The following is a 13,747-nucleotide window of genomic DNA, read 5'->3' as shown; positions in this document are numbered from 1 at the left end:
ATTACTATTTAACGGATCCTGTATCAGCCTTCATCTCTTGCTTTTTCATTTCATCTTCTTGTTTGGCTTTATTCTTGTCCTGTTTTTTGAAATATCTTCGGAATAGAAAATTTGAGCGTAAAGCGACCATATTTTCATCCAGTTTTGATGTGCTCGTTTCCAGATTCAGGATTGTGCTCTTGAGATTGGTTGCGGTAACTTCATCATGAAGCAATACACCGATAGGGCTCTTGGAATTAGAATTAATATCAGCACTGGCAGTTTTCAGATTATTCACCATTTCATTAGCAGAACTAACGGTTTTATCAAGGCGTGCCATTGTACCACGTACACTATGCATAATTAAAGTGTCAGTTGCAAGATCATTCGCAAGTCCGCCTTTCTGATTCAATTTGGCTGTATAAGTAGAAAGTGAGGCGGTAAGTGCTTGTGCGTTCGAAGACGCTTTGTTTAAACCTGTTAAGGTTGATTCTACATCACGATACAACTTTTCATCATTCAGTAACATACCCACAGTTCCTCTTCCTTCCAGAATATTTTTACTGATTTTTTTAAATGCATCTGTGATTGACAAAAGGTTTTTGTTGTTTTCTGAAAGTACACTTAGCATTTCATCCGTGCTTTCTACCTTAGCAACTGCCAGCTGGTCACCATCCTCTATGGAAGGTACCTTTTGTGTTCCTCCATAAATAACGATGATTTTATTACCAATCAAACCGTCCGTACCCACTTTGGCCAGGGCATTTTTTCTGACAAATTCCTGTGATTTTTCTTCAATGTTCATCATCACTTCCACCTGAGAATTAGGAAGGAAACGAAGTGATTTTACAGTCCCTATTTTCACACCCGAATACCAGATGTTGTTACCCGCTTTGAGACCGTTTACATCTTCAAAAATTGTTTTGACTGTTATATTGGATGAAAAAACTTTTTTCATACTTCCTATCGTGAGTATCCCAACGAGTAAAATAACTAATCCTAATACCACGAAAAGACCTACTACGATGGAGCGTTTTCTAGTGCTTGTTTCCATTATTGAATAAAATTATAATCGTAAAAACTTTTAACTCTTTCTTCTTTCGAAGCAAATACCTCTTCAAATGTACCTGTTTGTTGAAATTGTCCATCGAGCAACATTGCCACCCGATCTCCGGTCTGTCTTGCGCAGGTCAAATCGTGTGTAATAATGATGGATGTTGTTTTATATTTTTCCTTAACCTCATTGATGAGTTCATTGATTTCAATACATGTTATCGGATCCAGACCTGCCGTGGGTTCATCGTACAGCATAATTTCAGGCTGCAAAATTAGCGTCCTTGCGATTCCAATCCGTTTTCTTTGTCCTCCCGAAAGTTGTGAAGGAACCTGGTTAATCGTTTGTGACAATCCAACAGAATCAAGAACAGATTCTACCTGTTCCTTAACTTCGGCTTTGGTTAAGCCAGCTACATTTCTTACAAGTGGAAATTCCAGATTCTCACGGACAGTCATACTATCATACAAAGCGCTGTTCTGGAATGAAAAACCTATTTTCCGGCGAAGGTCGTTAAGTTCTTTTTCAGTCAGTTGGGATACTTCTTTACCCAATACATTGACACTGCCCTTATCCTGTTGTAATAAACCAACTATAATCTTGATCAAAACAGATTTTCCTGTACCGGACCTCCCAAGTACAACAACGTTTTCTCCACTGTAAACTTCAAGATTTACTCCATTTAAAACCTTAAGTTCGCCAAAGGCCTTATACACTTCCTTTATTGAAATTATTGGATCTCCTTTTTCTTTATCGTTTTGCATATACCTAAGCCCTGAAATAATTAGATACTTGTACAATGATAACTTCTTCAATAAAAATCAGGAACATGGACAAAACCACTGAGGTATTGGCAGCTTTTCCAACACCTTCCGTTCCTTTTGTTGCATTATAACCCTGATAGCTACCCACAATTCCGATTGTAAAACCATAAGCAACCGCCTTGGCTACTGACGTTCCAAGATCAAGAAATGTGATTTGCTCAAATGCCTTTTCAATAAACAATCTGAAACTTGTACCCTCATTAAGATATACGTTTAGAAACGCCCCCATTAAACCAACAAGCGTACAATAGAACATTAAAAGTGGAATTGTGATCGTAGAAGCTAAAACACGGGTTACTACCAAAAATTTGAAAGGGTTGATCGCGGAAACTTCCATTGCGTCGATTTGTTCTGTAACGCGCATAGAACCAAGTTCAGCGCCTATGCTCGAACCCACTTTTCCAGCGCTGATCAATGCAGTAACCAATGCCGCAAGCGCACGAACGATCGCGATGGAAACCAATGACGGGAGCCAGGAAGTAGCACCAAATTCAGCAAGTGATGGCCTGGACTGTTTAGTAAATACCATTCCGGTAATGAAGCCGGTCATGCCTATCAGTAACAAAGACTTGTAACCGATAGCGTAACATTGTTTGACAAGTTCCTGGAATTCCATACGGCCGCGGAAAGCCTCTTTGAAAAATCGGATAAAAAATTTATAGCCATTGAATACGGATAGAAGGGCATGGTCTATATTTTTCGTGAAAACATGATCTTTTTGTTTCGTGCTCATTAAAAATTATTACAAAGTTTAAATGATCTATTTTTATAAATGTTTCGACTTTTCTGCGGTTTCACTTCTTACTTCATTAATAAACATCTTTTCCCCGATTTATTCTTTGTCGAATTGTCATAGCAAAAAGCATTCCATGGAGAGGAGATAAGCGGAGATTTTGTGAAAATAAGGGAATAAAAAGAATTTGTTGTCAATAAAACGTATATTCTTAACAACAAGCAAAAAGATTAAATGTTCCAAAGAACTTCATTCCGGAATGTTAAATTTTTTCAAGAAAAGAAAAGTGAAATAATATGCCTGTAGATTTTTCTGGAGTTCGGCAAAAGACTTTTACAAGAACTTAATAGATCATTCTTGAAAATACAAACGTAAAAAGTAACTTGGATTGAAAAACTTATATAGGACGCAATCGAAGATTGCGTCCTATATAAAACTTAATCTATTTTAAAAGCTGTGCTTTTACACCTTCATTCGTCATGATTACAGGGTTGATCATACCTGTGTCGTCAAACGTCATTTGATCTATACAGGTAACACGATGATTCCCATCTGTTTCTGTGAGCGGGCGACGATGATAAACGATATACCATTGATCTTTTCCAGGAACCTGAATTACCGAATGGTGTCCGGCTCCTGTACCTATTTTCGGGTCTTGCTGTAATATTTTACCAACTCTTTTGAAAGGTCCGAACGGAGAATCTGCTACGGCGTAAGCTACTGAATAGTTTGGTCCTGTCCAGCCACCTTCTGACCACATGAAATAATATTTTCCATTACGAATAAACATAAACGGACCTTCAACATAACTGTCCGGTGTGATTTCTTTAAAAATCTTTCCGTCTTCAAAAGGGATAAATCCTGTAAAATCTTTTTTCAGTTTTGCCACATTGCAGTGTTTCCAGCCGCCATAATAAAGATAATACTGTCCGTCTTTATCCTTAAATACAAATTGATCGATTGGCTGGGCGCCATTGTGGAATTTATCAATCAGTGGTTTCCCCAAATAATCTTTGAAAGGTCCTTCCGGTTTATCAGAAACGGCTACGCCAATACCTCCGGCTTCTTTATCGTTTTGGATATCGTTCGCCCCAAAAAACATATAATATTTTTTATCTTTTTCTATAATGGATGGAGCCCATAGTGCTTTTTTTGCCCATTTGACATTTAAAGTGTCCAAAACTTTTGAGTGTTTTGTCCAGTTTATAAGATCTTTGGACGAAAATGCATCCATAAAGACCTGGTCTTTATAAGGAGCCGAAAAGGTTGGATATATCCAGTATTGACTACCCTGTGGTTTTGAATTGAAAATAATTCCCTCAGGATCAGCATACCAACCTGGAAAAACTGGGTTTCCGGAAGTTGTCTTTGTATTTTGTGCGTAGGCACTCGCGGTTGATACTAGTATAGAAAATAGAAGAAGCTTTTTTTTCATAAACACGTTTTTATTTGCAAGTTAAGCGGAGAAGGAGGGAAATCAAATTCCTGGCTTGTCAATATGAATTTCCAGCGCCACCGCCACCAAAATCGCCGCCACCAAAATGTAATTGATCTCCTGCGGGCGCTTGCCCAAACTGATGCGCGATAAGCATTGCTTCCAGATTAGCGGTGCTTTGGCTTTCATCCTTTTGATCAGAAATACCAAATCGGGGAGTTTTAAGATATTTAATGCACAATACTGAAAGAATTATCACTACGGATCCGGCTATTACCAATATCAAGTCCATGGGTATGATGTCAAAATAATATCGGTAAGTAAAGACAGAAAATGCAGTTGTTAATAATCCTGTGATAAATAGAATCCGATCCTTGTTTTGTAGTCCGAAATAGATATAAATGACAGGAATAGCCATAGTCAATATATAAAATAATCCAGAGAATGGAATTTGCGGAGCAATGGGCGTTAGTAAATCGGAAAGTAACGCATTTCCTTCTCTGACAACATAGTAATTACCTCCCAGATAAAAAATTACCAGTGCTACTATTTTTATAACAATTTGACAATTAGTGTAATAAACTCCATAATTGATTCGGTTGAGTGAATATATTATTGCAGAAATCAACATCAGGCAAAAGGGCAAAAACGGCTTCAATTGCGGAGTAGCGACAATAACATTGGCAAACATCACGTACAATGCGCCGACACTAATAAATGCAATAAGGATATCAGCATATCGAGCCAGAAGAAAACTGTTTACGATCAGTATAATCAAACAATACTGCCAGATTTTCAAATGATCAAAGGATAAGAATAAAGGAATCAGCGCCGCAACGGCTGCCATGTACAGCAGTGCATTATCAATACCTGAATGATAAAGTTTTCGGTCTTTAATCATGTATTCCAAAGTAAAGAAGTAAGAGATGGAACACACAATGCTGAGTACAGTGAAAATTTTGTCAGTACTATTTTCAAGAAAGAACAAAGAAATAAAACCCGAAAAAAAACATCCGGCCAAAAGTGTAAAGAGGAAAAGTCCGGTTTTTACAAATATTCCAGGCTTGTAAAATGACTCGGGAAATTCCAGTATAATTTTTTCAAATTGTTTCGGGGTTATCAAATTCCTTTTAAACCATGACTGACTGATATTTTGAATATGGAGATTGTTGATCCAGGTTTCGTTATATGGCTTTTTCATTTTTTTAATCTGAGGATTTTTTTAACATTCAATAGGAAGAATAATACGCCGAGGCTGGTGAAGAGAAAGTAGAAAATACTTAAACCGGCTAAGATAGAATCGGGCAGGAACACAAATGCTGCGTAAGTTATAGCGATATATCCATAAATTACACCCATAAGTAAAAATAGAAGAGATTGGTTTTTTCTGGCATTTTGGATTAAATATGCACATAATGCCGCCGTTATAACGAAGTAAAGTATTTTTGGATCATTTCTGAATAGTCCCGCTAAACCTGAAATTGCAGCCAGATTTCCCCCTAAAAGGATGTATGTAAATCCGAAGTGGCTTTTCATTTCCTTCTTTTCCGAAAGCCAGCTAAATGCTACTAACGCGATACCGAGAATAATACCTGTAATTATTATTCCTGGTGCGGTGAAATCATTTTTCTCCAAAACGGACAGGGGAGAAATAGTCAAACCCAGCCAGGAAGCAAGTCCCGTTATGGCCATGGAAAGTACAGGGCGGTTATCAAATCTGTATGCACAGAAAAAGAAAAGTACGGTTGGAATGAATATTGCAATACCATATCGGGTACCAAAAAATTGGTATTGATATTGTAAATAGCCTTCCAGTATCAGAAATAAAGTACAGGCAAGAATGAGTACATATTGCGAAAATTGATCAGAATTTGTTACAATTCCACGACTGAAAGGTTGTCTGTTTTTGAAAAGATAATAGGAGCAAGCCAGGATTGATCCCGCAATCAATACAATAATTGCCTGATGCCCAATGGTATCGATATTTTTATAAATCAGAATTCCTAGTCCGGTCGTAAGAAGCGTTATACCAACATAGAGGATTGCGCGAAGTTCTCGGTGGATGGAAAATGATTTGGTACGTTCATATTCGGTGATCAGTGTGGCCTGTTGTTCCGGTATAATTCCATTATTAATGAAACTTTCCAGAATTGATTTTGTAGTCATTGATGTCACAAATGAGAGAAATTTGTATAAATAATTTTTAAAGATAATTGATTCTTGGAATCTGTATATTGCCAGTTAATAAGTAGTAAAATATGAAGTTATTTAAATGCAGTAGTTGCGGCCATGCCGTTTATTTTGAAAATATTTATTGCCAGCATTGCCACTCCTCCCTGGGTTTCGAAACGCGAGAGCTAAAACTTTATGCGTTGAAACCAGAAAACAATAAATCCTTTAAACTTATCAATCAAAACGGAAACCAGAGTTCATATAAATATTGCCAGAATCACAATCATAACGTTTGCAACTGGCTGGTACCAACGGGCAGTTATTCTCCTTTTTGTGTAGCTTGTGAATTAAACAGGACAATTCCTTATTTAGGGCAAAAGGACGATTATGATAAATGGTACCGGGTTGAAACAGCAAAACGCCGACTTATACATTCCTTACTGAGATTTGGGCTTGAAGTTAAAAGTAAAAATGCTTTTGGGCCGGGAGGAATCATGTTTGATTTTTTATCTGACAGAAATTCCACCAATGGTAACAGAATTCTTACGGGCCATGATAATGGATTGATAACCATCAATATAGCCGAAGCTGATGATATTTATCGGGAGATGTCCAGAAATCAGATGAATGAGGTTTATAGAACTTTGCTGGGGCATTTCCGGCATGAGATCGGCCATTATTATTGGGATATTTTAATTGGCAGAACAGATAAATTGTTCCTTTTCAGAAATCTGTTTGGCGATGAAAGAGCTGATTATGGCTATGCACTACAATTGTATTATTCCAATAATTCCTCCAAGATCTGGAAGAAACAGTTTATTAGTAAATATGCCAGCGCGCATCCCTGGGAGGACTGGGCGGAAACCTGGGCCCATTATATGCACATTGTTGATACACTGGAAACAGCGGATTCTTTTGGATTGAATGTCAAACCACGTGTTGTCAGGCCGGAAGATGATATGAATACTTCCTTCGTCGATCCATACACCGTTACTAATTTCGATGAAATTATTGACATGTGGCTACCGTTAACCTTTGCTATGAACAGTCTGAACCGTAGTATGGGTTTGCGGGATTTATATCCGTTTGTGATAAGCCGTACCATTAAAGAAAAGTTACGATTTATTCATGAAATTGTAAGAGAGGCAGGTGTAAGAAAACAATTCAACTAGAATTTTTTCTATCAAAATCTCAACACAAAATCTTCTTTAACCTGTTCTTTTCGGAAAAATACCAATCCGATCCAGAATAGGTCAACGGTAAGTGTTACCTGTGGATGCGCCTTAATATATTCCCAGGCCTGGGTCATTTCCTCTGACCAATAAATATCATCAAAAATAAAAACAGAATCGTTTTTGGCATAAGGCAAACAATCCTCAAAATATCTGACGGTTGGCTCGTATCGATGATTGGCGTCGAAATAGGCGTAATCAAGGCCGTCAGTAAATTTTTTCAGATTTTCGGGTAATGTTTTATCAATGTTGCCAAGGATTATTTCTATATTTTTTGCATTTGATTTTTTGAAGTTGCGAAGAGCTATTTTTGCGGTTTCCGGACAACCTTCAAAAGATATAATCTGTGAATCTGGTTTTGCTTTCGCCATGTAAAGCGTAGTGAGCCCAAGCGATGTACCTAACTCCAACAAGCTTTCAGGCTGAAAATGCCGAATCAAACGATGAAAAAGTTTTCCGAACTTTTCCGGTTTTTCTGCATTTTTTGCAATCGTTTTTATTTTGCGCAGATTGGATTTATTGATACGGGATCCAGCGCCCAAATCCAGAATTTCAATTTCCTCATTGGAAGCCAGCAGCTCTTTTCTCAATACCTGTAAGGCAGAATAATCGTCATGTTTCTCGTCCTTATCTTTTATAACCTGGGTATATAAATCGAAAAGAAAAGGAGAGTGAATGGAATGTTCATTTCCTGAACGCAAGAGATACTTAAAATAAGCAGTAATCAATTGAAGAAATTTTAATAAAATAGAAACAGTAAAAGATACTGGATTAATTAAGATTTGTCAGTTTAAGCGGTACGGAACCACCAGAGCGAAAGCAGGAATAATGACCCGAAATTGGCGTCCGTCCAAAACTCGTTCCATCAAATAAGTACCGGCCATTTTGCCGAGATCCGTACGCAAATTGCATCCTGAAACATAGTCATGAATATCGCCAGGCTCTAAAACGGGCTGTAAGCCCACAATTCCTTCGCCTTCGACTTCACGTACGGTTCCGTTTGCGTCGTAGATAAGCCAATGTCTGCGCAACAACTTTACGGTATGTTCACTGTGGTTTTCAATAAGAATCTTGTAGGTAAACACATAGTGATCCTGCCTTGGATTGGAGTAATCAGGCTGATATTCTGTCAATACTGTGACTTTTACGCCATCTGTCACTTTCGAAACCATACGGATTGAGGATAGTGTTGAAGATCTTGATCAACAAAAATGTTGGTATGTCTTTTGTTAAACTTCAATATAAACGAAAATAGTCATCATTTACTGATAAAAGCAAATCAAAAATCAATTAATTTGGATTTAAATTAATAATAAAAGTATGGATGTTAAAATAGAAGAGTCGTGGAAAAAGCGACTGGCGGCAGAATTCGAAAAACCATATTTTTCAGTGGTCACTGATTTTGTCAAAAGTGAGTATGCGACTAAACAAATATTTCCCCCGGCCAAACAAATTTTCAATGCTTTTAACTATTGCAGTTTTGACGATTGTAAAGTGGTGATTTTGGGACAGGATCCTTATCATGGTTTGGGGCAGGCGAACGGACTATGTTTTTCTGTAAATGATGGTGTAAGGATGCCGCCGTCACTGCTCAATATTTTTAAAGAAATAAAAGGTGATCTTGGAAAACCAATTCCAGCAACAGGAAATCTTGAACGATGGGCTTCACAAGGCGTTTTATTGCTTAATTCAACTTTAACCGTTGAAGCTGGTAAAGCAGGTTCGCATCAAGGGAGAGGTTGGGAGCAATTTACAGATGCAGTTATTAAATGCGTGTCTGATGAAAAGGAAAATGTGGTTTTTTTGCTCTGGGGTAAATATGCACAGGATAAGGGGAAGGTTATTGATGAAAGCAAACATTACGTTTTGAAAGCAAAACATCCTTCTCCAATGGCGGCAAATTATGGTGGCTGGTTTGAAACGAAACATTTCAGTAAGGCAAATACCTATCTTGAAAAGCAAGGCCTAGAACTCATAAACTGGTAGTGATACAAGAAAAAAAGAGTCGGGAAGCCCGACTCTTTTTAATAATTTTCACTCCTATTACTATTAAATAATTACTTTTCGATATCGGAATTCATTTCCAATACTTTATCCCAGTGGGACTCATTACTTTTAACGAAGTCATTGCGATATGCATTAGAAGCATATTGTTTCGCAGCTTCATCTGTACGGAAAGTCAAATAATGAATTACATCGTATTCACTTTTGTTTCCATCAGTTTTTTGAACTTTTCCAGCTGAATAAGCAACTACGTCTTTCACATTGTTTTTCAAAACTGCGAAATCACGCATTTCTTTTTCCATTTCTTCACTTGTTGTACCCGCTTTAAATTTGATACAAACGATGCGCTGTGTTTCCGCTGGTTTGTGAGGAACATATGCTCCATAAATGATAAGCATAAAAACGCTTAGCATAAAAACCGGTACTAAATATCCTATTGTTTTATTTTTAGTTCTCATCTTTTGGGGGACTTAATAACAGTCATATCTTATTGTTAAACAAATGTAAAACAATTATTTTAAATTGTATTATTTCTGTAAATAATGTCATTAATATTGTTTTTAAGGTGTTTTTTGAAATATTTATAAGGTTAAGTCCTGAATTGCAGTATTTTATTTGGAGGTGTTTTTGAGGTAATATTTAATCAAATGAGATTATGAGTATTCAAAAACTGCTGATTTGATAAAAAAACTGATAAAACTGAAAAAATGAGTTTATTATAAATATAGACAGGTTACTTTTTTTGATTAATTCAGTATAAACGGTTTTAAAAGGCTGTTATTTATTTCCCAAATTATCTATGGAAATCTATCCTGAATTCTTTGAAATATTTTTGAAAAAAAACCACTTTTTTTTCAAAAAAGAGCTGATTTTCTTTCTGTTGACTTTTTTTTTAGGACAAGAAAAGGGATTTTCTTCAACCTGGGGATTTTGGGCGCACAAGCGGATCAACAGATTAGCCGTGCATCGCCTGCCCGTTGAGATGCAATATTTCTACAAAAAGCATATTGATTACCTGACTGAGAATGCAGTAAATCCGGATCGTCGCAGGTATGCTGTTGTTGGCGAAGCAGAAAGGCATTTTATTGATCTTGATGTTTATGGTGACAGTGCGCTCCAAAAACTTCCACATTACTGGCCGGCAGCAATAAAAAAAATAGGAGAGGATAGTTTGAGAAAACATGGCATTGTTCCGTGGTATGTCCAAACGGCTGCATTTCAACTTACGGAAGCGTTCAAAGATAAGGATGCAAGACGGATTCTAAGAATCTCTGCGGATCTGGGTCACTACGTGGCAGATTCCAATGTTCCTTTGCACACAACGAGAAATTACAATGGACAACTTACCAAACAGGAAGGAATTCATGGATTTTGGGAATCCAGATTACCCGAGCTTTATGCGAAGGATTATGACTTGTGGATTGGTGAAGCGAAATATATTGAAAACCTGGCGGATCAGATTTGGTTTTCGGTGAATCGGGCACATATGGCCAGTGATTCTGTTTTTCTATTTGAGAAGGAGTTGACGGAATCTTTTGAAGCAGACAAGAAATTCAGTTATGAACTGAGAAATAATTTGCTGGTAAGAACTTATTCAGAAGAATTTTCAAAACAATATCATTTAAAATTGAAAGGCCAGGTGGAAAGGCAGATGAAGAATTCTATCGAAATGGTTAGTGATTTATGGTTTACGTGCTGGATTAATGCAGGTCAGCCGGATTTAAAAGTAATCGCAAATTTCTCTTTTGATAATAACGATAAAAAAACAGAAGCCGCCGAAAAGCAAAGCTGGTGGCGGCGACTTCTGAATATCAGATCGGAAAGTGATCAGTAAAGGATTATGCTTTGAAAACGAGTTTTTTCATGTACTCAGCATCATTGCTGATACTTGTCAAAACTGGTCCTGGATATTCTTCCTGTTCAACAATGAATTGTGTCACACCAGTATCAGAAGCCACTTGCAAAAGACTGGCAAAATCAATTTCTCCTTTTCCCAAATCCGTTGAATGATTTTCAGGCTTGCTTACCAGGTCCTTGATATGGCAAAGGTCGTAACGGCCTGCGTATTTTTTCAAGTGTGCGGCTGCATCCGCTTTTGCAGCAACAATCCACATCAAATCCAGTTCATAGTGAACAAGAGATTTGTCGGTTCCATCCAAAAGAATTTCCTGAGGGATTTTTCCATCCAGGTCTTTGAATGAGTAGTCATGGTTATGATATCCAAATTTGATACCTACCTTATTACAAATCTCTCCGCGTTTATTGAATTCATCCGCACGTTTTTTCCATTCGTCCAGCGATTTTTGCGGACCAATATAAGGTTGTAAAATATAAGACAAACCGGCTTCTTTTGCCTCATTAGCAATTTTTTCAAGATCTTTGGTCGTATCGGCGTGTGTACTCACCGTAACAATACCCAATTCGTCCATGTAGGATTTGTATTCTTTTGGCGTCATTCCCCACAAGAAACCTTTATCACCAGCATAACTTTCAATTTTTTTGTATCCAAAACCTGCAATTTGTTTCAGAATTCCTTTTGGATCAGCACCGATCACATCGCGGACACTATATAGTTGTAGTCCAAAATCGGGAATTGATGGCGTGCCTGCGCCCATGGATGCAACACCAGTAGAGTCAGTGCTTTCGGAAGATTTTTCTTTTGATCCACCACAAGATGCTAATGTCAAAACCAATGAGCCAGCCGCTGCGGCTCCTGCTGATTTCAAAAATAACCGACGGTTAAAAGTCATAAATGCTGTTTTTAGTATGAAAAGGTAATATTATTCAATTTTTTAACTCGGAAATACGTCCTTTTATTTCACTTTTTGAAAAGTAGTCCGGAAATATTTAACACTTTCTGCTACCTCGGGGCCATTATTCTCCCAATGATATTCGTATTCTGCTGAAATTGGTCCTTTAAATTTCTGATGTTTTAGTTCATGAATAACAGCATCAACCTTGCTATCACCTTTTCCCCAAACCACGTCATGATATTTTCCGTCTGGCGTATCCTTGACGACATCTTTAAAATGTAATCCAAGAACGTGACCGTTTAATTGTTTCAGACACGCAACCGGATCAAGACCAGAGCGAACCCAGTGACCGATATCCGAGCAAGAGCCGATAAATTTACTCTTTGCAGCATATTTCAAAACAGAATCGGGAGACCAATAATGTGAAGGTTTGGGATGATTGTGAAGGGCTACATTAATTTTATACTTATCCGCAAGTGGCGCGATATAGGCGAATTGTTCAGGTTTTGGCTCAGTATCAATATTCAGGATTCCCATATCTTTTGCAAATTCAAAAAGTGTTTTCCACTCTTCTTCATTCGTTGCATTGACAACACCAAAGGCAGTCATCGTAATGCCATATTTTTTCAAAAGCGCTTTTACTTCCCGGCGTTTTGCTGCGTCCATTTTAAAATCCATAGTACCTTCTACACCACCACCGAGTTTTTGGCCAGGAAATGCTTCAACGTATTTTAAACCGCAGCTGTCAATTTTTTTCAACGCTTCGGCAAACGTAAAAAGGCGGAATGTGTAGGATTGTGAGCCAAGTTTCCATCCGGATTTATCTTCTGGCCCATTTTGTGCCAAAGATGATAATCCGTATGCTGAGAGCAAAAAGAAAAGTAAGGAAGATTTTAAGAATTGCATATGATTTGTATTGGTTCAGAAATAAACACACTTAAAAAAGATAATGTGCAATACGAACTACTCGATAATACAATTAATGATCTGAGAAACTTTTGGAAACATAGGTTTTAACTTTTAATTTTTTTATCAAATTCGGCTTCCAGAAATTTCATGGTGACTAACAATTGTCCCACATGGCGCATCGTATGTTCTGCCGCATGGAATATTAATCCCAAATGTGTTGAAGGAATTTGCGCCCGGCCAACCATCCTGACTTCCAAAAGTGTGGATGAATCTGTTTGTTCAATTTGAGAAATTGAAATAGCAAACTGACGGTTCAGAATTTCTAATAAATCGTTAAAGTTACAATCCGGAAAAGGGGAATTACCTTCTTGTTTTAAATAGTTCAGTTGTTCGATGGAAAGAGATTCTTGGCGGGCATAGGTTAGAAGCCTGTCCAATACGCCTGCCAGATGCTGCATGTGAAAACCTACGGAAGCTAATCCGGCAGGTTTGGTCCATAACATTTCCGAAGGAAAGTTATGGCGTAATCTGTTAACTTCTTCCTTTGCCTGCAAAAGCGCATGGGCAGCAGGCTGCAAAAGGGGAGGTATGTTGGGAAGTGGTCCACGAAGCCAGACTTCCAATTTTTCATTATTTTCCATACCGAAAAGTA

Annotated in this window: 15 protein-coding genes; 3 read left to right on the top strand and 12 right to left on the bottom strand. The window is 37.6% G+C overall.

What is annotated here, in order from left to right; all coding sequences use genetic code 11:
• Positions 1-4 precede the first annotated feature (4 nt).
• The 6 genes from FZF08_RS05640 to FZF08_RS05615 all read right to left on the bottom strand — a co-directional run bounded on the left by FZF08_RS05640 (position 5) and on the right by FZF08_RS05615 (position 6,191).
• Positions 5-1,033, bottom strand: coding sequence for an MlaD family protein (locus tag FZF08_RS05640; RefSeq protein ID WP_159467659.1), 1,029 nt, complete (start codon positions 1,031-1,033; stop codon positions 5-7).
• Positions 1,033-1,797: an ABC transporter ATP-binding protein gene (locus FZF08_RS05635; protein WP_159467658.1), complete on the bottom strand. Its 765-nt coding sequence runs from the start codon at positions 1,795-1,797 to the stop codon at positions 1,033-1,035. The genes FZF08_RS05640 and FZF08_RS05635 overlap by 1 nt, the downstream gene beginning before the upstream one ends.
• A 4-nt stretch (positions 1,798-1,801) precedes the next feature.
• Complete coding sequence (locus FZF08_RS05630) at positions 1,802-2,590, bottom strand: ABC transporter permease (protein ID WP_159467657.1); 789 nt, start codon at positions 2,588-2,590, stop codon at positions 1,802-1,804.
• A gap of 442 nt (positions 2,591-3,032) precedes the next feature.
• On the bottom strand, positions 3,033-4,025 hold the full coding sequence (locus FZF08_RS05625; protein WP_159467656.1) for a glycoside hydrolase family 43 protein: 993 nt from the start codon (positions 4,023-4,025) through the stop codon (positions 3,033-3,035).
• 58 nt (positions 4,026-4,083) lie between these two features.
• Entirely contained in the window at positions 4,084-5,226 is a 1,143-nt protein-coding gene (locus FZF08_RS05620) for a hypothetical protein (RefSeq protein ID WP_159467655.1), read from the bottom strand.
• The gene (locus FZF08_RS05615; protein WP_159467654.1) at positions 5,223-6,191 is read right to left on the bottom strand and encodes a DUF2157 domain-containing protein; all 969 of its coding nucleotides are present in this window, start codon (positions 6,189-6,191) and stop codon (positions 5,223-5,225) included. Before FZF08_RS05615 ends, FZF08_RS05620 begins: the two co-directional genes overlap by 4 nt.
• Positions 6,192-6,283: 92 nt before the next feature.
• Between FZF08_RS05615 and FZF08_RS05610 the strand changes: the two genes are divergently transcribed.
• The gene (locus FZF08_RS05610; protein ID WP_159467653.1) at positions 6,284-7,369 is read left to right on the top strand and encodes a putative zinc-binding metallopeptidase; all 1,086 of its coding nucleotides are present in this window, start codon (positions 6,284-6,286) and stop codon (positions 7,367-7,369) included.
• An 11-nt stretch (positions 7,370-7,380) separates the two neighbouring features.
• On the opposite strand, the gene FZF08_RS05605 is transcribed toward FZF08_RS05610, so the two are convergent.
• On the bottom strand, positions 7,381-8,157 hold the full coding sequence (locus FZF08_RS05605; protein WP_159467652.1) for an O-methyltransferase: 777 nt from the start codon (positions 8,155-8,157) through the stop codon (positions 7,381-7,383).
• Positions 8,158-8,214: 57 nt separating this feature from the next.
• A complete protein-coding gene (gene apaG, locus FZF08_RS05600) occupies positions 8,215-8,601 on the bottom strand; it encodes a Co2+/Mg2+ efflux protein ApaG (protein WP_137341966.1) in 387 nt (128 codons plus the stop codon).
• 148 nt (positions 8,602-8,749) lie between these two features.
• Between apaG and ung the strand changes: the two genes are divergently transcribed.
• Complete coding sequence (gene ung / locus FZF08_RS05595) at positions 8,750-9,415, top strand: uracil-DNA glycosylase (RefSeq protein ID WP_159467651.1); 666 nt, start codon at positions 8,750-8,752, stop codon at positions 9,413-9,415.
• 71 nt (positions 9,416-9,486) lie between these two features.
• Here the strand turns inward: ung and FZF08_RS05590 are convergent, their stop codons facing one another.
• Positions 9,487-9,891 (bottom strand): Dabb family protein, encoded by a 405-nt coding sequence (locus tag FZF08_RS05590; protein ID WP_229216425.1) that lies wholly within the window; start codon positions 9,889-9,891, stop codon positions 9,487-9,489.
• Positions 9,892-10,232: 341 nt separating this feature from the next.
• Between FZF08_RS05590 and FZF08_RS05585 the strand changes: the two genes are divergently transcribed.
• A complete protein-coding gene (locus tag FZF08_RS05585; RefSeq protein WP_159467650.1) occupies positions 10,233-11,267 on the top strand; it encodes a zinc dependent phospholipase C family protein in 1,035 nt (344 codons plus the stop codon).
• Positions 11,268-11,271: 4 nt separating this feature from the next.
• Here FZF08_RS05585 and FZF08_RS05580 read toward each other — a convergent pair whose 3' ends face one another.
• The 3 genes from FZF08_RS05580 to FZF08_RS05570 all read right to left on the bottom strand — a co-directional run bounded on the left by FZF08_RS05580 (position 11,272) and on the right by FZF08_RS05570 (position 13,736).
• Positions 11,272-12,183: a sugar phosphate isomerase/epimerase gene (locus FZF08_RS05580; protein WP_159467649.1), complete on the bottom strand. Its 912-nt coding sequence runs from the start codon at positions 12,181-12,183 to the stop codon at positions 11,272-11,274.
• A 63-nt stretch (positions 12,184-12,246) separates the two neighbouring features.
• Positions 12,247-13,092, bottom strand: a complete 846-nt coding sequence (locus tag FZF08_RS05575) for a sugar phosphate isomerase/epimerase (RefSeq protein WP_159467648.1) — start codon at positions 13,090-13,092, stop codon at positions 12,247-12,249.
• Between the two features lie 107 nt (positions 13,093-13,199).
• The gene (locus FZF08_RS05570; RefSeq protein WP_159467877.1) at positions 13,200-13,736 is read right to left on the bottom strand and encodes a DinB family protein; all 537 of its coding nucleotides are present in this window, start codon (positions 13,734-13,736) and stop codon (positions 13,200-13,202) included.
• Positions 13,737-13,747: the final 11 nt, after the last annotated feature.

The sequence above is a fragment of the Dyadobacter sp. 3J3 genome (genome assembly GCF_009801115.1).
Lineage (GTDB): Bacteria > Bacteroidota > Bacteroidia > Cytophagales > Spirosomataceae > Dyadobacter.
The sequence above is the reverse complement of the archived record's forward strand: the minus strand, read 5'-3'. Positions and strand labels throughout refer to the sequence as shown.

Excerpts from the sequence above, each read along its gene's own strand:
- FZF08_RS05640 (WP_159467659.1), bottom strand. The coding sequence starts at position 1,033 with ATGGAAACAAGCACTAGAAAACGCTCCATCGTAGTAGGTCTTTTCGTG.
- FZF08_RS05635 (WP_159467658.1), bottom strand. The coding sequence starts at position 1,797 with ATGCAAAACGATAAAGAAAAAGGAGATCCAATAATTTCAATAAAGGAA.
- FZF08_RS05630 (WP_159467657.1), bottom strand. The coding sequence starts at position 2,590 with ATGAGCACGAAACAAAAAGATCATGTTTTCACGAAAAATATAGACCAT.
- FZF08_RS05625 (WP_159467656.1), bottom strand. The coding sequence starts at position 4,025 with ATGAAAAAAAAGCTTCTTCTATTTTCTATACTAGTATCAACCGCGAGT.
- FZF08_RS05620 (WP_159467655.1), bottom strand. The coding sequence starts at position 5,226 with ATGAAAAAGCCATATAACGAAACCTGGATCAACAATCTCCATATTCAA.
- FZF08_RS05615 (WP_159467654.1), bottom strand. The coding sequence starts at position 6,191 with ATGACTACAAAATCAATTCTGGAAAGTTTCATTAATAATGGAATTATA.
- FZF08_RS05610 (WP_159467653.1), top strand. The coding sequence starts at position 6,284 with ATGAAGTTATTTAAATGCAGTAGTTGCGGCCATGCCGTTTATTTTGAA.
- apaG (WP_137341966.1), bottom strand. The coding sequence starts at position 8,601 with ATGGTTTCGAAAGTGACAGATGGCGTAAAAGTCACAGTATTGACAGAA.
- ung (WP_159467651.1), top strand. The coding sequence starts at position 8,750 with ATGGATGTTAAAATAGAAGAGTCGTGGAAAAAGCGACTGGCGGCAGAA.
- FZF08_RS05590 (WP_229216425.1), bottom strand. The coding sequence starts at position 9,891 with ATGAGAACTAAAAATAAAACAATAGGATATTTAGTACCGGTTTTTATG.
- FZF08_RS05585 (WP_159467650.1), top strand. The coding sequence starts at position 10,233 with ATGGAAATCTATCCTGAATTCTTTGAAATATTTTTGAAAAAAAACCAC.
- FZF08_RS05580 (WP_159467649.1), bottom strand. The coding sequence starts at position 12,183 with ATGACTTTTAACCGTCGGTTATTTTTGAAATCAGCAGGAGCCGCAGCG.
- FZF08_RS05575 (WP_159467648.1), bottom strand. The coding sequence starts at position 13,092 with ATGCAATTCTTAAAATCTTCCTTACTTTTCTTTTTGCTCTCAGCATAC.
- FZF08_RS05570 (WP_159467877.1), bottom strand. The coding sequence starts at position 13,736 with ATGGAAAATAATGAAAAATTGGAAGTCTGGCTTCGTGGACCACTTCCC.